Source organism: Oceanimonas marisflavi (assembly GCF_003049725.1).
GTDB lineage: Bacteria > Pseudomonadota > Gammaproteobacteria > Enterobacterales > Aeromonadaceae > Oceanimonas > Oceanimonas marisflavi.
Genome location: NZ_QAGM01000011.1, coordinates 20,813 through 38,047 on the forward strand (window position 1 = coordinate 20,813; position 17,235 = coordinate 38,047).

Consider the following 17,235-nt stretch of genomic DNA (forward strand, 5'->3'; position numbering starts at 1 on the left):
GTAGTTTGAATTTATCCAGCAAAGCAAGGAGCTTGCCTTGAACCAACCCGTTGTAGCCAAATTCGGTGGAACCAGTGTTGCCGACGCCGATGCCATGAGCCGTTGTGCCGCCATTCTCGAACAAAACCCCGGTACCCGGCTGGCGGTGCTGAGCGCCAGCTCCGGCGTCACCAACCTGCTGGTGGCTCTGGCCTCGGGCGCCCATGGCCCCGAAGAGCGGGAAGACATGCTGCAGAAACTCGCCGTTATTCAGCACGGCATTCTCGACAGTCTGGAGCGGCCCGAGATGCTGACCCGGCATATCGAAGACATTCTCGGCCATATTCGCGAGCTGGCCGACAGCGCCGCCATCAGCCCCACCAGGGCACTTTCTGACGAGATCGTGGCTCAGGGCGAACTGATGTCGACCCGGCTGTTCGTGGAGCTGCTGCGCCGTCGCGGTACCGATGCGGTCTGGTTTGACGTGCGCAAGGTGATGCGTACCGACGACCGTTTTGGCCGCGCCACACCGGATCTGGCCACCCTCAGGGCCGAGGTGGAAAAAGAGCTCAAGCCCCTGTGCAACAAGCAGCTGGTGGTGACTCAGGGCTTTATTGGCGCCGCCCCCGACGGCCGCACCACCACCCTGGGCCGGGGCGGCAGCGACTATTCCGCCGCCCTGCTGGGCGAGGCGCTGGACGCCGCCGCCGTGGAGATCTGGACCGATGTGCCCGGCATCTACACCACGGATCCGCGCCTGGTAAGCGAGGCCCGCGCCATTCCCGAAATCAGCTTCAGCGAAGCCTCGGAAATGGCCACCTTTGGCGCCAAGGTGCTGCACCCGGCCACCCTGCAGCCGGCGGTGCGCTGCCAGATCCCGGTGTTTGTGGGCTCCAGCCGGGCGCCGGAAGAAGGCGGTACCTGGATTCGCAACAGCACCCCCAGCCAGCCGCTGTTCCGGGCCCTGGCCCTGCGCCGCAACCAGGTGCTGCTGACCCTGACCAGCCAGAGCATGTTTCAGGCTCACGGGTTTCTGGCCGAGGTGTTCGGCATTCTGGCCAAGCACAAGATTTCGGTGGATCTGATCACCACCTCGGAGATCAGCGTATCGCTGACCCTGGACGCCGGCGCCGAGCTGCTGACCCAGGACGTGCAGGACGAGCTGGCAAAGCACTGCCATCTCAAGGTGGAAGAAGGCCTGGCGCTGGTGGCCCTGATCGGCAACCGCATGAGCGAGGCCGGCGGCACCGCCAGCCGGGTGTTCCAGGCGATCAATGAAGTCAATGTTCGCATGATCTGCTACGGCGCCAGCCCCCACAACTTCTGCTTCCTGGTGGATGAAGACAACGCCAATCAGGTCATTGCCGATCTGCATAACGAACTGCTGCCGGCTTAAAACAAGCTATAAGCTATAAAATATTAATAAGCAGCGTGTATCAGACAACGCTGCTTTTTTCTTTTCAGACACCACCATAACTTCGTAACTGCCGCAATTTTCTACAGCCTCTTCTTGGAAACTTATAGCTGACAGCTTACGGCTTAAGGCTTTAGTTCAGGCTCCAGGCGGTCAGCAGACCCGCTAACAGAGAAGCGCCCATGGCCCAGGCCACCCGTTGCCCCAGCGCCCGGTCACCCAGACTGAGCGCCATGCCCGCCTTGACCAGGTTGTTGACCGAGGCCGCCAGCACAATGCCCAGCACCGCCATGCCTGGTGCCAGACCGTCCTGAGACATGCGCGCCAGCGACAGGGTAATGGCATCCACATCGGCCACCCCCGAGGCCAGCGCCAGCAACAACACCCCCATATTGCCCAGCGCCTGCTTGAGCCACTCCCCCAGCACCATAATCAGCAATATCAGACCGCCAAACAGCAAGGCGGCCTTTAAATCCAGCGGGTTCATGTTGAGACTGGGCTGCTCCACACTGACCCGGGTACGATGACGCAGCCAGATCCAGACGGCGGGGCCATACAGCAACAGCGTCATCACCAGCACCGGCCACCAGAGTCTGGGCAGCAGCGCCGGATTGATCAGGGCGCAATACACCAGCATGCGGGGAAACATGGTGCCGCAGGCCAGCAGCACGCCGGCAGCCAGCAGCGGTGAAAGCGCCGGCGTGTCTCTGGATAATCTGGAGTAGTGCAGGGTCAGGGCGGTGGACGAGCTCAGTCCGGCAAACAGGCTGGTAAAGAGAATGCCCTTTTCGGTGCCGCCCACGCGAATGGCGAAATAGCCCAGAAAGGAAATGGTGGCGATCAGCACCACCATCCACCAGATTTCAAAGGGATTGACCACACCGCCCGGGCCCATGTCCCGGTTGGGCAGCAAGGGCAGCATCACCACGGTGATCAGCAGCAGCTTGAGCCCGGCATCCAGCTCATGCTCCCGCAGTCTGTGCAGCAGACCGTGAATTTCCCGCTTGTTGTCGAGAATAAAGGCGGTGATCACCGCCGCCGTGGCGGCAATGGCCGGACGGTCAAGAAGTGCCAGGGCGCCAAAGCAAAAGGTCAGCAGCAGACCGATGCTGCCGGTAATGCTGAAGTCATTGAGGGTTCTGGCCTGGGCCCGGTAAGCCACCAGGCTGATGGCCACCAGCCCCAGCAAGCCCACGGCAATCAGCCAGTGCCCCACCGTTTGCCCCAGCAGGGCTATCAGCCCCCCCAGCAGACCCACCAGGGCATGGGTGCGAATACCGGCAATGCGCTGGCCGGCCCCGGCATCCCGCCTTTGCCAGCCCCGCTGAATACCAATCAGTGCCCCCAACAGAAGGCCTATACCCAGACGTACCAGAGTCTGGTGGCCGCTCCACAGCTCGGCGGCCAGCTCACTCATATACCGCTGCCATTCCCAACCTCGTCAGACAGCACCTGCTCCAGCGGCACATGTTTCAGGTGGTGGGCCTCGGCCACCGCCTGATACACCACCTTGCCATCATGCACGTTCAGACCATTGGCAAGATGCGCATCCTCATTCAGCGCCCGGCGCCAGCCCTTGTTGGCAAGAGCCTGCACAAAGGGCAGAGTGGCGTTGGTCAGCGCCAGGGTGGAGGTGCGAGCCACGGCCCCGGGCATATTGGCCACACAATAGTGCACCACACCGTCCACTTCAAAGGTGGGCTGCTGGTGAGTGGTGGGCTTGCTGGTTTCAAAGCACCCGCCCTGATCGATGGCCACATCCACCAGCACCGCCCCCTGAGGCAGCTTTTTCAGCATGGCGCGGGTCACCAGTTTGGGAGCCGAAGCACCGGGAATCAGTACGGCACCGATCACCAGATCGGCCCGGGCCAGCTCTTCTTCAATGGCATCGGCGGTGGAATACTGGGTCTTGAGGCCGGGTCCGTAGAGCGCGTCCAGCTCCTTCAGCCGGGCCAGCGACTTGTCGAAAATGGTCACGTCCGCCCCCAGCCCCATGGCCATGCGTGCGGCATTGATGCCCACCACCCCGCCGCCCAGCACCAGCACCCGGGCCGGCAGCACCCCGGGCACGCCACCCAGCAACACCCCTCGCCCGCCCTGGGCCTTTTCCAGGCAGTGGGCGCCGGCCTGCACCGCCATGCGCCCGGCCACCTCGCTCATGGGCGCCAGCAGCGGCAGGCCGCCCTGGGCATCGGTGACGGTTTCATAGGCGATGGCGGTACAGCCCGAGGCCAGCAGGCCTTTGGTCTGAGCCTCGTCCGGTGCCAGGTGCAGATAGGTAAACAACACCTGCCCGGTTTTGAGCCGGCGATATTCCTCGGGCTGTGGCTCCTTGACCTTGACGATAAGTTCGGCTCCGGCAAACAGGGCCTCCACGTCCGCCACCAGCTCGGCGCCGGCGGCGGCGTACTGATCGTCACAAAAACCCACGCCTTCTCCGGCGCCGGTCTGCACCCGTACCTTGTGCCCGGCACGGACAAGCTCACGCACTCCTCCCGGTGTCATGCCCACCCGGTATTCATTGTTTTTGATTTCTCTGGGTACTGCGATATCCATGTTCACCCCCTGTCTGGCCGCGAGTTTTAGAGTAGAATGCAGCCTGCAACGCTGTGCTCCAGCCTGCTCTGTCCTTTCTTCTGTTATAGAAGCTGGAGCAACATTGTGCTTTTCCGTCACTTAAGATTCAATTGCAACCAAGGAGTACCGGGCCCCATGGACATAGGACAGCGCCTCAAGACCATTCGCCTGCAGGCAAAACTGTCCCAGCGGGAGCTGGCCAAACGCTCTGGCGTGACCAACGGCTTTATCTCTCAGGTTGAAAAGAATCTGGTCAGTCCGTCCATTGGCTCACTGAAGAAGCTGCTGGACGGCTTTCCCATGACCCTTGCGGACTTCTTTGCCGAAGAAGAAGGCGCCGGTGCCGGCAAGCCGGTGGTGTACCGGGCCGACGATCAGCCCGAGCGGGGCACGGGTAATATCAGCTACCGCCTGATTGGCAGCCGCTTTCCCGATCGCCATATCACCCTGCTGCGGGAAACCATGCCCCCCGGCGCCGACACAGGCCCGGACATGCTCAGCCACCCGGGCCAGGAATGCGGCGTGGTGATAGACGGCAAGCTGCTGCTGCACGTGGGCGAGCGCCACTTTGAACTGGGCCCGGGCGACGGCTACTACTTTGACAGTACCGAGCCCCACCGCTTTGTGAACATTGGCGACAACGAGCTGCATATCGTTTCCGCCAGCCAGCCCCAGGTACTTTAAAACGTGGGCGGCGTGGCGGCCGACACCAGCTCGCATACCTCGGTGCCCCGATTGCGAAAGCGATGGGGCTGGCAAGTGTCGAAATAATAGCCGTCGCCGGCCTTCAGCACCCGGCACTCTTCCCCCACGGTGATTTCGATTTCACCGCTCAGCACCAGGCCGGCCTCTTCCGCCTCATTGCTGAGCATCTCCGGCCCGGTGTCGGCGCCGGGCGGATAGCATTCCCGCAGCAGCGCCAGCTTGCGCTCGCCGGTCAGCGGCCCTACCAGCCACATGGTGACGCCGTTGCTGCCAAATTCCACCAGCTCGCCGGCACGAAAGAACACCTGCCGGCCAGCGCGCCGCTCCAGGCTGAAAAACGCCCCCATGGAAATGGGAAAGCCGTCCAGCACCCGCTTAAGGGTGGCCACGGACGGATTGACCGCAGCCTGCTCTATTTGCGAGATCAGGCTGTTGCTCACCCCGGCCCGTTTCGCCAGCTCCCGCTGGGTCAGGCCATGCTGAGCACGCAGCCATTTCAGACGTTCGGGCAAGTCCATGGCGCTCTCCTCATGCCGCCCGGGCGGCGGCGGCTTCCTGGGCCCGGCGTTTTTCCGCCCGGGCCATCAGCCACCAGCCCACAAAGGTCACCAGCGATACGATCACGATAATGATGGTGGCCAGGGCGTTGATCTTGGGGCTCACTCCCAGACGCACGCTGGAAAACACCACCATGGGCAGGGTGGTGGCATTGGGCCCGGACACAAAGCTGGCGATCACCAGATCGTCCAGCGACAGGGTAAAGGCCAGCAGCCAGCCGGCGACGATGGCCGGGGCAATGATTGGCAGGGTAATGACAAAGAACACGCGAAGCGGCCGCGCCCCCAGATCCATGGCGGCTTCTTCCAGGGAGCGGTCCAGCTCTCTGAGCCGGGAACTCACCACCACCGCCACATAGGCGGTACAGAAGGTGACATGGGCAATCCAGATGGTACTCATGCCTCTCTGGGCCGGCCAGCCAATCAGATCGCCCATGGCCACAAACAGCAGCAGCAACGACAGCCCGGTGATCACCTCGGGCATCACCAAAGGTGCTGTGATCATAAAGGCAAAACCGCTCTCTCCCCGAAACCGGCCAATGCGGGTGAGCACAAAGCCCGCTACCGTGCCCAGCACCACAGCGGTACTGGCGGCAAAAAAGGCGATGGTGAGGCTGAGCCCCACCGCCTGCATCATCATGTCGTCAGCCAGCAGCTCGCCATACCATTGGGTGGACCAGCCGGCCCATACCGTCACCAGCCGGGAGCTGTTAAAGGAGTAAATGATCAGCAGCAGCATGGGCGCATAGAGAAAGCCAAAGCCCAGCCACAAAATCAGCGGCCGTGCCCAGGAGCGGCTGACGGGAATATTGTTCATGGCTCAGCCCTCCATTTCTCTGCGCTGAATGCGGTGGAACCACATAATGGGCACCATCAGCAGCAACAGCATGACGCTGGCCACCGCCGCCGCCACCGGCCAGTCCCGGTTGTTGAAAAATTCCTGCCACAGCACCCGGCCAATGAGCAGGGTATCGGGCCCGCCGAGCAACTCGGGGATCACGAACTCCCCCACCGCCGGAATAAACACCAGCATGGCGCCGGCGATAATGCCGCCCTTGATCAGGGGCACAATCACCGTAAACAGGGTGGTCATGGGCCGGGCGCCCAGATCTGCCGACGCCTCCACCAGGGAGTAATCCAGCCGCATCAGCGCGGTATAAAGCGGCAGCACCATAAAGGGCAGGTAGGCGTAAACGATGCCGATATAGACGGCGGTGTTGGTATTGAGAATCTGCAGCGGCTCGTCAATGGCCCCCAGCCACAGCAGAGCATTGTTGAGAAAGCCGGTGTTGCCGAGAATGCCCATCCAGGCGTATACCCGAATAAGAAACGAGGTCCAGGACGGCAGAATCACCAGCATCAGCAGCACGTTGCGGGTAGAAGGCTTTGAATGAACAATGGCCCAGGCCAGGGGAAAACCGATAAGCAGACACAGCAGAGTGGAAATGGCCGCCACCCTGAGGGACTGCAGGTAGGACTCAATATAAAGGCTGTCGCTCAGCAGAAACAGGTAGTTACCGACGTTAAGCACAATCTGCAGCTGCTCGTCGGCAAAACTCAGCAGGGCGCTGTAGGGCGGAATGGCCAGGGCCGCTTCCGACAGGCTGATCTTGAACACGATCAGAAAGGGCACCAGAAAAAACAGCAGCAGCCAGGCATAGGGCAGCGCGATCACCAGTCGCTGGCCGGTGGCGGTTCCAAGCCTCTTCATCATTACCTCCTCAGGTCAGCAGCACGGCGCAGCTGTCCGCCTGCCAGCTCAGGTGTACCTGATCGCCCCAAGTGGGGCTGTTGCGTCTGTGCCGGTCCACATTGGGCAGGGTGGCCAGAATGCGTTTGCCCGAGGGCAGGCGCACATGATAGATGGACACATCCCCCAGATAGGCAATCTCGTCCACGATACCGGACAGCCGGTTATGGGGCTGACCGGGCTCATTCCGGCTGAGGTGCATTTTTTCCGGACGCACCGCAATCATGATGGGCAGCCCTTCGCCGATGGACACACCGTGGTTGATCTGCAGCGGCTGCGCCAGATCGGCACAGCGGATCAGGGCGCTGTCGGCCTCGTTGCGTTCCAGCTCCCCTTCAAACACATTCACCGAGCCGATAAACTCGGCGCTGAACCGGCAATTGGGGTATTCATACACATCCAGCGGCTCGCCCACCTGCACCAGCCGGCCCTTGTTCATAATGGCGATGCGCCCGGCCATGGTCATGGCCTCTTCCTGATCGTGGGTCACCATCACGCAGGTCACGCCCACGCTCTCTATGATGTTCACCAGCTCCAGCTGCATTTCTTCCCTGAGCTTTTTGTCGAGCGCCCCCATGGGCTCGTCCAGCAGCAGCAGCTTGGGCCGTTTGGCCAGGCTGCGGGCCAGCGCCACCCGCTGCCGCTGGCCACCGGAGAGCTGATGGGGCTTGCGTTTGGCGTAATCTTCCATGTGCACCAGTCTGAGCATTTCCGCCACCCGATCGGCAATCTCGGCCCTGGGCAGCTTGTCCTGCTTCAGGCCAAAGGCGATGTTGGCTTCCACCGTCATATGCGGAAACAGCGCATAGGACTGAAACATCATGTTGATGGGCCTGTCATAGGGCGGCACCTCGCCGATGTCGACCCCGTCGAGAAAGATCTCGCCCCGACTGGGCGGCTCAAAGCCGGCCAGCATACGCAGCAGGGTCGACTTGCCGCAGCCCGAGGCCCCGAGCAGGGCAAAGATTTCCCCCCGGGGAATTTTCAGGCTGACGTCATCCACCGCCGGCTGCCCGTCATACAATTTGCTGACGCCGCGCAATTCCAGAAAGGGCGCCTTTTCCGTGCTGACCGGTTGTTGCTGTTCCGGCATGCTTGCCTCCGTATTTCTGACGCTGGTTCAGCGTTAATGTCCAGCAAAAGGCTTTCAGGTTCCGGAGCGCCGGCAGGGATTACCGGATTCGACCGTCAAATGCCATGGCCGAAAAGTTGCTCCTGCATTTTCGGCATTCCCGCCATCCATGGCGGTCAGATGCATTTGCCGAGCGCTACATGGGGCGAGCTTGCTCGCCGTGACGAAGCCGTGAAGCCTGACCGAACATTCGGTGAATGTTCGCAGCAGGCTGAACGGATGAGTATCAACCCATGCAGCGTGTCGAAGAAGGTAACCCTGCTGGTGCTCCGGTGCGTGCTTAAGTCCCGCAGACGACTGGGTAACAAAGGCCTGTTACACAGGCCCTGCCGACTAAAGTGGCAGCTACCACTGCTTCGTCTGCTTTCCTTACTTATTCTTCAAGGTGTGCTTACCGGCCGGTCTTGACCCGGGTCCAGGCGCGGGTAATGGCCCGGTTTACCTTTTGCGGCAGCAGTTTGGCGGTATAGAGCTTGTCCGCCACTTCCTGGCTGGGATAAATGCCCGGATCATTCAGGATGTCTGCGTCCACAAATTCATTGGCGTTTTTATTGGGGTTGGCATAGGCCACGTAGTTGGAGATGTCGCCGATCACCTCGGGCTTGAGCAGATAGTTGATGAGGGCATGGGCGTTATCCGGATGTCTGGCATCCTTGGGAATGGTGAGCATGTCCACCCACATCAGGGCGCCTTCCTTGGGAATACGGTAGGCCACCTTCACCCCCCTGCCCGCCTCGTCGGCTCTGTCCCGGGCCTGCAGTATGTCGCCGGACCAGCCCACCGCCACGCAGATATCGCCATTGGCCAGATCGTTGATGTACTTGGAGGAGTGGAAGTAGGTGATATGGGGCCGCAGGCTCATCATCAGCTCGGTGGCCGGCCCCCGGTAATCACTCACATTGGTGCTGTTGGGGTCAATCCCCTGATAGTTGAGGACGGCGGCAAACACCTCGGTGGGCGCATCGAGAAAAGCCACGCCGCAACCAGCCAGCTTTTCCAGGTTTTCCGGCTTCATCACCAGATCCCAGGAGTCAACCGGGGCGTCCTCGCCCAGGGCTTCCCTGACCTTATCGACGTTATAGCCGATGCCGGTGGTGCCCCACAGGTAGGGCACACCATACTGGTTGCCGGGATCTTTCTCCGCCAGCAGCGCCATGATGCGCGGATCCAGGTTGTCGTAATTGGTCAGCTTTGCCTTGTCCAGGGGCAGAAAGGCGCCGGCCTGGATCTGCCGGCCCATAAAGTCGCCGGTGGGCACCACCACATCAAAGCCGGTGTTGCCGGCGAGCAGCTTGGCCTCCAGCACTTCATTGGAGTCAAACACATCGTAGGTCACGGCAATGCCGGTCTCTTTGGTGAAATTGGCCAGGGTGTTTTCGGCGATATAGTCGGACCAGTTGTAGAAGTTGACCTGAGGCGGCTCCTGGGCCTGCGCGTTCAGGGCCAGAGTGATGCCGGCGGCCAGCAGGCCGGTCTGAAATACGGACTTGTTACTCATGGTGCTTTCCTTGTCGGTTGTTCAAGAGTAGAAAGGGTCAAATCAAGTGCCTGGCGCGCCTTGTGGATCAGTTCGTCCACCTGCTCGCGGCTGATTACCAGGGGCGGCGAGATAATCATGGTGTCGCCCACCGCCCGCATCACCAGCCCCTGTTCAAAACAGTGTTCGCGGCAGATAATCCCGGCGCCGGCATCTGTGGGAAAAGGTGCCAGGGTGGTTTTGTCGGCCACCAGCTCCAGCGCCGCCAGCAGCCCCAGTCCCCGGGTTTCTCCCACCAGGGGGTGGTCCCCGAGGCTGGCCCAGCGTTGCTGCAGGTAAGGACCGATATCGTCACGCACCCGCTCGACGATGTGCTCCTTTTGCATCACCTCTATACAGGCCTGGGCCACGGCGCAGGCCACCGGGTGACCGGAGTAAGTAAAACCGTGAAAAAACTCGCCGCCGTTGATAAGGGTTTCCGCCACACGCCGGCCCACCGCCACCGCCCCCAGGGGGATATAGCCGGAGGTCATGCCCTTGGCCATGCACAGCAGATCCGGCTCAAGACCGTAATATTCGCTGGCAAACCAGTGACCGGTGCGGCCAAAGCCGCAGATCACCTCATCCGCCACCAGCAGAATGTCGTACTTTTTGCAGATGCGCTGAATTTCAGGCCAGTAGCTGGCGGGGGGAATGATGACGCCACCGGCGCCCTGAATGGGCTCGCCAATAAAGGCCGCCACCCGCTCGGGGCCGAGCTCCAGAATTTTCAGCTCCAGCTGCCGGGCCCGCTCCAGACCAAATTTCTCGGGGTCAATCCCTTGCCCCTCACCAAAGTGATAAGGCTGGTCGATATGCACCATGTCCGGCAGCGGCAGGCCGCCCTGCGCATGCATGGGCTTCATGCCCCCCAGAGATGCACCGGCCAGGGTGGAGCCGTGGTAGGCGTTATGGCGGCTGATAATTACCTGTCGCTCAGGGCTCCCCTGCTCGGCCCAGAAGTGGCGCACCATGCGCACGACAGTGTCATTGCACTCGGAGCCGGAGCCGGTAAAAAACACATGCTGCAGGTCGCCGGGCAGCAGCCCGGCCAGGGTGGCGGCCAGCTCGGCGGCCGGCGGATGGGTGGTCTGAAAAAACAGGTTGTAATAGGGCAGGCGCTGCAGCTGGGCGTTGGCGGCATCGATCAGCTCCTGCCGGCCATAGCCGAGATTGACGCACCAGAGCCCGGCCATGCCGTCAAGAATGCGGTTGCCGTCGGCGTCCCACAGGTAGACCCCCTCGCCCCGCTCGATCACTCGTGTGCCCTTTTGCTGCAGGGCCCGACCGTCGGTAAACGGATGCAGGTGATGGGCCGCATCCAGCCGCTGCAGTGCTTCCTTGTTTGACTCCGGCATGCTCAACTCCCTGTCGACATGGTTAACGTGCTACACGTTCAGCAGCAGAAACTCCCGCTCCCAGGCACTGATCACGGTGAAAAAGGCCTCATATTCCTTGCGCTTGACCGCAATAAAGGCGCTGACAAAACGCGGCCCCAGCATTTCGCGCAGCTCTTCACACTGCTCCAGCTCCAGCAGGGCCTCTTCCAGGCTGCGGGCCAGGCCAAAAGGCATGTTGTAGGCGCTTCCCTCTACCTGCTCGGTGGGGGCGATGCGGTGTTTCATGCCCAGATAGCCGCAGGCCAGGCTGGCCGCCAGCGCCAGATAGGGATTGGCGTCGGCGCCGGCAAAACGGTTTTCAATGCGCCGGTCGGCCAGCCCCGAGCGCGGCACTCTGAGCCCCACGGTGCGGTTGTCTTCGCCCCAGGCCATGTTGCGCGGTGCCGAGTCGCCAAAGGCCAGCCGGCGGTAGGAGTTGACGTTGGGGGCAAACAGCGCCACCGCACTGGGAATGTAACGCTGCATGCCGCCGATAAAGTGCAGAAACAGCTCGCTGTGGCTGCCGTCCGGATTGGCGAACAGGTTGTTGCCGTCGGCGTCCACCAGGCTCTGATGAATATGCATGGCGCTGCCCGGCTCGTTTTTCATCGGCTTGGCCATAAAGGTGGCGTACACATTGTGACGCATGGCCGCCTCGCGCATGGTGCGCTTGAACAGAAACACCTGATCCGCCAGATCCAGGGCATCGCCATGAATGAAGTTCACCTCCATCTGCGCCGCCCCCGACTCGTGGATCAGGGTGTCCACCTCCAGCTCCTGGGCCTCACAGAAGTCGTACATTTCCTCAAAGATGGGGTCGAACTCGTTGACCGCATCAATGCTGAAGGACTGACGGGCGGTTTCCGGCCGGCCGTTGCGACCGATGGGCGGCTCCAGCGGGTAATCCCAGTCTTCGTTTTTCTTGACCAGAAAGAACTCCAGCTCGGGGGCCACCACCGGACGCCAGCCTTCCTGCTCATAAAGGTTAAGCACCCGGCGCAGCACGCTGCGAGGGGCGATTTCCACCGGGTTGCCGTCACTGTCAAAACAGTCATGGATTACCTGCGCGGTGGGCTCACTGGCCCAGGGCACCAGCCGGGGGGTGTTGATATCGGCATGCAGTTCCATGTCGCGCTCGGTCCAGTCGATATTGTCATCGTCGGGCCATTCACCGTTCACCGTCTGCAGAAAGATGTTGTCGGGCAGGCGCATGCCCCCTTCTTTCAGAAACTTGCTGGCGGGCAGTATTTTACCGCGGGCATTGCCGGTAAAGTCGGGTAACAGGCATTCCACTTCGGTAATGGCATGCTGCTGCATCCACTGACGCAGCCACTCCATATTGCGATTTTCAGGATCTTGAACACTCATAGTGAAGCTCTGGGTGAAAAACACACTCGTCAGCATAGTCCATATTGGTGTAAAAGTATGCTAGACATAGACATAGCGAACGAGCAAGAAAAAAGCGTCACCAACTTGGTGGTCAAGGAACCCACTCAAAATTTAACAAAAATTTATTGATATTAAACAGCAGGACGACAGCGCAGGCGTTTAAGGACAAACTCATGACCAGACCCCGTAACCGGCCCCGAGCCACCCATTCCGATGCCAGCCCGCCCTGGGCGGAGTTTCAGTCCGTTGACCTGATGCTGTGCGATATCAACGGCGTGATCCGCGGCAAACGCATTCAGACCAGCGCCTTTGAAAAGGCCCTGGAGCAGGGCATCAGCCTGCCCGCTTCTGTGTTTGCCCTCGACATTACCGGCCAGACGGTGGAGGAAACCGGCATGGGCCTGGCACAGGGCGACAGCGACCGGGTATGCCGGCTGTTGCCTCATACCCTGGCGCCTGTGCCCTGGCACAAGATCCCCTCCGGGCAGATTTTAATGTCCATGGAAGACCTGGACGGCAGCCCGTTTTTTGCCGATCCGCGCCATGTGCTGCAAAACGTACTTACCCGGCTCAAGGAAAAGGGTCTGAACCCCTGTGTGGCAGTGGAGCTGGAGTTTTATCTGGTGGATCAGAAGGAAGGCGCCGACGGCCTGCCGCAACCGCCCATACTGCCCGGCACCGACGAGCGCATGCACGACACTCAGGTGTATTCCCTTGACGATCTCGACAGCTGGGAGGACTTTCTTATCCAGGTGGCCGAGGTGTGCAAACTGCAGGGTATTCCCGCCGACAACGCCGTGGCCGAATACGCGCCGGGCCAGTTTGAAATCAACCTGGCCCACCAGCACGACGCCGTGGCCGCCTGCGATCAGGCCATTCTGCTCAAGCGGACAATCAAGGCCATTGCCATCAAGCAGGGCATGTACGCCACCTTTATGGCCAAGCCCTACAACGGTCAGGCCGGCTCGGGCATGCATATTCATGTGAGCCTTCTGGACGACGACGGCAACAATGTGTTTGCCGAGGATCACGAGCGCTTACGTCAGGCCATTGCCGGCACCCTCAGCATGCTGCCCGAGTCGATGGCGCTGTTTGCTCCCAACGCCAACTCCTTTCGCCGGCTGCAGCCCCATATGTTTGTGCCCCTGCACGCCAGCTGGGGCTTTGACAACCGCACCGTAGCGGTACGTATTCCGTCCGGTGACCCGGCCAATACCCGGCTGGAGCACCGCGTGGCCGGGGCCGATGCCAACCCCTATCTGGTGGTGGCGGCCATTCTCGCCGCCGTGGATCATGGCCTGACCGAGCAACTGCATCCGCCCGCCCCCATTCTGGGGGATGCCAACAAGCTGGATTTGCCGCTGCTGCCCTACCGCTGGCAGAGTGCCCTGGACCGCTTTGCCCAGTCACACCGGCTGTCGCAATATCTGGGCAAGGAGTTTCACCGGGCCTACCTTATCAACAAGCGCTTTGAACTGGCCGAATTCGATCAACACGTTACACCGCTGGAATACCAGTGGTATCAGCATCTTGTGTAATATTCAGGAGCCTTTATGCAGTCTCATGCCGATTCCTATTACGCCGCGTCTGCCCACCCGGCACCGGAGCACCCTGCCCTGCACGACAACCTGGAAGTGGACGTGTGCATTGTGGGCGCCGGCATCACCGGCTGCGCCGCGGCACTGAGTCTGGCGGAGCGAGGTTACAGCGTGGCTGTGCTGGAAAGTCGCCGCGTAGGCTGGGGCGCATCCGGGCGCAGCGGCGGCCAGATGATTTTCGGCTATGCCTGCGAGCAGGCGACCCTTAAAAAACTGGTGGGCGACAAGATCAGCCGGCAGTTATGGGATATCTCCATTGAGGCCCTCACGCAAATGCGCCGGCGCATCGATCAGCACAATATTCAGTGCGATCTGGCGGACGGTCACCTGCATGCGGCGGTCAAGCCCCGGCACATGAAGGAGCTGGAGCACTGGGCCGACAGTCTGCGCAAGGATTATGGCTACGACTCGCTGGAAATGTGGAGCAAGGAGCGAGTGCGCGAGCAGATGAGCACCGATGCCTATCTCGGCGGCCTCTATGACGCCGCCAGCGGCCATGTGCACCCGCTCAATTACACCCTGGGGCTGGCGAAAGCCGCCGCCGAGGCCGGCGCCCGTTTTTTTGAATACACCCCCGCCACCCGCATTGAGCAGGGCGAACACCCTGTGGTGCACACGCCCCACGGCGTGGTGCGCAGCCGCCACCTGCTGCTGTGCGGCAACGCCTACCTCGACGGCATCGTCCCCGACATTGAGCGCAAGATCATGCCGGTGGGCACCTATATCACCGCCACCGAGCCTCTTGGTGAGGAGCGGGCCAGACAACTCATTGCCAACAACATGGCGGTAGCCGACATCAATTTTGTGCTCGACTATTTTCGCCTGAGCGCCGACCACCGGCTGCTGTTTGGTGGCCGGGTCAGTTACTCCGGGCGCGATCCGGTGAACCTGGCGGCGTCCATGGGCAAGCGCCTGCGCCATGTGTTTCCGCAACTGGACGGGGTCAAACAGCAATACACCTGGGGCGGCTATGTGGGCATCACCATGAACCGGGCCCCCCACTTTGGCCGGCTGAACGGCAATGTGTATTTTGCGCAAGGGTTCTCCGGTCACGGCATTGCCCTCACCGGCATGGCCGGCAGCCTGATGGCGGACGTCATTGCCGGCAGTGCCGAGCGCTTTGATCTGTTTTCCCGCATTCCCCACAACGACTTTCCCGGCGGCCGGCTGCTGCGTACCCCGGCGCTGGTGCTGGCCATGGCCTGGTACCGGCTGCGGGATCTGTTGTAAAAACGAGCAGAATATGCTCCAGTGAAGGCGGTAACAGGGAGGCGGCTCAATGGAGCAACTGGAGTTTTTTGATGTACCCAGCCCCTGCATCGGCGTCTGCCAGGTCAACAACAGGGGTTACTGCAAGGGCTGCTTTCGCAGCCGGGACGAACGCTTTAACTGGCTGACGTTTACCCCCGCCCAGCGCCGGGAGGTGATCCGCCTGTGCCAGGATCGTAAGCGCCGGGTGCTGGCCGCCGCCCGCAAAAAACAACTGGAGCTGGAGCTCGAACAACAGACCACCCCGCCGCAGGATACACTGCCGTTGTAAGGCTACACCTCCATTGTCTGTAATAAAGGAGCTCTCGAATCAGCAGCGCGGTTACACTCCGCCGACACGCTTCAAGTACCTCCATGTAACGCTCGGCAAATGCCATCCATGGCATTTGACGGTCGGCTACGGCAATCCCCACTGCTGTTTCGTGAAACCTCGGTGCTGTCTGCAGACATATAGCCTGAGACCAGTTCCAGCATCATCAGCCGTTATCCGCGCAGGGACTGCCCCAGAAAATCGAGCAAGATGCGCACCTTGGGTGACAAATGTCGGTTATGGGGATAAATGGCCCAGATACCATTGTCATCTTCCTGATAATGCTCCAGCAAAGACAACAAGTTTCCTTCCGCCAGCGAAGCGCGGACATAATAATCCGGCAACTGCACCATACCGATGCCTTTCAGGGCCGCATCCAGCAAGGCCCAGCCGCTGTCACAGCGTATATTGCCCTTGACCCTGATAGTGCGAACCTTGCCCTGCTCCTGAAACCGCCAGTAGTCCAGGTTGCCCTGCAGGCAATTATGCTGCTCCAGCTCGGACAATGAATGAGGCATGCCATGAATGGAGAGGTAATCCGGTGAGGCGCACACATACTGAATACGGGAGGCCAGCCGCCGGGCCATCATGCTGGAATCCTCAAGCTTGCCCAGCCGAATGGCCAGATCGTAGCCATCTGCCACCAGATCCAGTTTCTGGTTGGTCAGGCGCAACTCTACTTCCAGCTCGGGGTAACTCAGCACAAAATCATTGATCAAAGGGGCAATCACCTTTTCGCCGTAGGTCACCGGCGCCGTCAGCCGCAACCTGCCTCTGGGGGACAATTGCAGATCGGTCATCGCCCGTTCGGCTTCTTCCAGCCCGTCCAGCACCTGCCGGCAATGCTGGTAATAAATCTGCCCGGCTTCGGTCACCGACACCTTGCGGGTGGTGCGGTAAAACAATTTGGTCGACAGCCGGCTTTCCAGCGCGCTTATCTGCCGGCTGACCTGAGCGGTGGAAATGCCCAGTCTTGCGGCGGCCCGGGTAAAACTCTCCGCTTCCGCCACGGCCACAAACTCGGTGACCCCTTCCCATAAAAACATGCCAGCTCCTCTTGCTTGCCGGCGATAAATGCAACATGCCGGCGGCCCTGATCCCATGATGTCAGTATTGAAACAGCCTCGCTGAAACACAAAGCCTGTGAGGCCGGCCACCTTCACCTTGCAGCGCCGGAACTGTTTATCACCAGCGCATTTATTACTCTCATGAGTCCGTACCATCACCCAACTGTTACCATCTGGTAATTATATTTTGTATTTTGACTCCATTATCAAACTCCGGTGGCTGAATATAATTTCCCCCATCAACACGGCAGCCTGCTGTCGCCGTGTCAGCCATTGAGGAAACATCATGCAAAACGCCAACGGATTAAAGCCACTGTTCACCGTTCTTACCCTTGCCGCCGGCATCGGCCTGTTCTGCCTGCCGGCACAGGCCGGGGAAGCGCCGGCCCTGACAGAGATAAACCACTCCCTGTCTTCCCGGGGTGACGGTGCCGACCACCGCCAGTGTAAAGAGCTGAAGCGCATCGGTGCCGAGCGCCCCGGTTACTGCTTCTGAATCACACTCACTGACCGCATTAACTAAACTTGAAGGTTAAGTCGACATTCCCCGCCCGGGCAGGCTTGTGTAATTCACGCCAGGCCTGACATGAATG

Annotated in this window: 16 protein-coding genes; 6 read left to right on the plus strand and 10 right to left on the minus strand. The window is 60.7% G+C overall.

What is annotated here, in order from left to right; translation table 11 throughout:
- Positions 1 to 37: 37 nt before the first annotated feature.
- Entirely contained in the window at positions 38 to 1,375 is a 1,338-nt protein-coding gene (lysC, locus tag DA373_RS08635) for a lysine-sensitive aspartokinase 3 (RefSeq protein WP_107851911.1), read from the plus strand.
- A gap of 151 nt (positions 1,376 to 1,526) precedes the next feature.
- Here the strand turns inward: lysC and DA373_RS08640 are convergent, their stop codons facing one another.
- Positions 1,527 to 2,810 (minus strand): MgtC/SapB family protein, encoded by a 1,284-nt coding sequence (locus tag DA373_RS08640; RefSeq protein WP_107851912.1) that lies wholly within the window; start codon positions 2,808 to 2,810, stop codon positions 1,527 to 1,529.
- Complete coding sequence (ald, locus tag DA373_RS08645) at positions 2,807 to 3,949, minus strand: alanine dehydrogenase (protein WP_107851913.1); 1,143 nt, start codon at positions 3,947 to 3,949, stop codon at positions 2,807 to 2,809. Before ald ends, DA373_RS08640 begins: the two co-directional genes overlap by 4 nt.
- 156 nt (positions 3,950 to 4,105) lie before the next feature.
- Between ald and DA373_RS08650 the strand changes: the two genes are divergently transcribed.
- Positions 4,106 to 4,654 carry a cupin domain-containing protein gene (locus DA373_RS08650; RefSeq protein WP_107851914.1) on the plus strand — a complete coding sequence of 183 codons (549 nt, stop codon included), beginning with the start codon at positions 4,106 to 4,108 and terminating at the stop codon, positions 4,652 to 4,654.
- Here DA373_RS08650 and DA373_RS08655 read toward each other — a convergent pair.
- From DA373_RS08655 to DA373_RS08685, 7 genes are all read right to left on the minus strand, one after another.
- Positions 4,651 to 5,193, minus strand: coding sequence for a cupin domain-containing protein (locus DA373_RS08655; protein WP_107851915.1), 543 nt, complete (start codon positions 5,191 to 5,193; stop codon positions 4,651 to 4,653). The two genes, DA373_RS08650 and DA373_RS08655, sit on opposite strands and share 4 nt — an antisense overlap.
- Before the next feature lie 10 nt (positions 5,194 to 5,203).
- Positions 5,204 to 6,049, minus strand: a complete 846-nt coding sequence (gene potI / locus DA373_RS08660) for a putrescine ABC transporter permease PotI (RefSeq protein WP_107851916.1) — start codon at positions 6,047 to 6,049, stop codon at positions 5,204 to 5,206.
- Positions 6,050 to 6,052: 3 nt separating this feature from the next.
- Positions 6,053 to 6,943 (minus strand): putrescine ABC transporter permease PotH, encoded by an 891-nt coding sequence (gene potH, locus DA373_RS08665; RefSeq protein ID WP_107851917.1) that lies wholly within the window; start codon positions 6,941 to 6,943, stop codon positions 6,053 to 6,055.
- A gap of 10 nt (positions 6,944 to 6,953) precedes the next feature.
- Positions 6,954 to 8,075, minus strand: coding sequence for a putrescine ABC transporter ATP-binding subunit PotG (potG, locus tag DA373_RS08670; protein ID WP_107851918.1), 1,122 nt, complete (start codon positions 8,073 to 8,075; stop codon positions 6,954 to 6,956).
- Positions 8,076 to 8,505: 430 nt separating this feature from the next.
- The gene (locus DA373_RS08675; protein WP_107851919.1) at positions 8,506 to 9,612 is read right to left on the minus strand and encodes an extracellular solute-binding protein; all 1,107 of its coding nucleotides are present in this window, start codon (positions 9,610 to 9,612) and stop codon (positions 8,506 to 8,508) included.
- Complete coding sequence (locus tag DA373_RS08680; protein ID WP_107851920.1) at positions 9,609 to 10,988, minus strand: aspartate aminotransferase family protein; 1,380 nt, start codon at positions 10,986 to 10,988, stop codon at positions 9,609 to 9,611. Before DA373_RS08680 ends, DA373_RS08675 begins: the two co-directional genes overlap by 4 nt.
- Positions 10,989 to 11,018: 30 nt before the next feature.
- Positions 11,019 to 12,377, minus strand: a complete 1,359-nt coding sequence (locus tag DA373_RS08685; protein WP_408635771.1) for a glutamine synthetase family protein — start codon at positions 12,375 to 12,377, stop codon at positions 11,019 to 11,021.
- 194 nt (positions 12,378 to 12,571) lie between these two features.
- Here DA373_RS08685 and DA373_RS08690 point away from each other — a divergent pair, with 194 nt between their 5' ends.
- The 3 genes from DA373_RS08690 to DA373_RS08700 are packed head-to-tail and all read left to right on the plus strand — an operon-like array spanning position 12,572 to position 15,536.
- Positions 12,572 to 13,936, plus strand: coding sequence for a glutamine synthetase family protein (locus tag DA373_RS08690; protein ID WP_107851922.1), 1,365 nt, complete (start codon positions 12,572 to 12,574; stop codon positions 13,934 to 13,936).
- Positions 13,937 to 13,951: 15 nt separating this feature from the next.
- Entirely contained in the window at positions 13,952 to 15,226 is a 1,275-nt protein-coding gene (locus DA373_RS08695; protein ID WP_107851923.1) for an NAD(P)/FAD-dependent oxidoreductase, read from the plus strand.
- A gap of 49 nt (positions 15,227 to 15,275) precedes the next feature.
- On the plus strand, positions 15,276 to 15,536 hold the full coding sequence (locus tag DA373_RS08700) for a DUF1289 domain-containing protein (protein WP_107851924.1): 261 nt from the start codon (positions 15,276 to 15,278) through the stop codon (positions 15,534 to 15,536).
- Between the two features lie 212 nt (positions 15,537 to 15,748).
- Here DA373_RS08700 and DA373_RS08705 read toward each other — a convergent pair whose 3' ends face one another.
- Entirely contained in the window at positions 15,749 to 16,621 is an 873-nt protein-coding gene (locus DA373_RS08705; protein WP_107851925.1) for a LysR substrate-binding domain-containing protein, read from the minus strand.
- A 307-nt stretch (positions 16,622 to 16,928) separates the two neighbouring features.
- On the opposite strand from DA373_RS08705, the gene DA373_RS08710 reads away from it, so the two are divergent.
- Positions 16,929 to 17,138: a hypothetical protein gene (locus DA373_RS08710; RefSeq protein WP_107851926.1), complete on the plus strand. Its 210-nt coding sequence runs from the start codon at positions 16,929 to 16,931 to the stop codon at positions 17,136 to 17,138.
- Positions 17,139 to 17,235 lie beyond the last annotated feature (97 nt).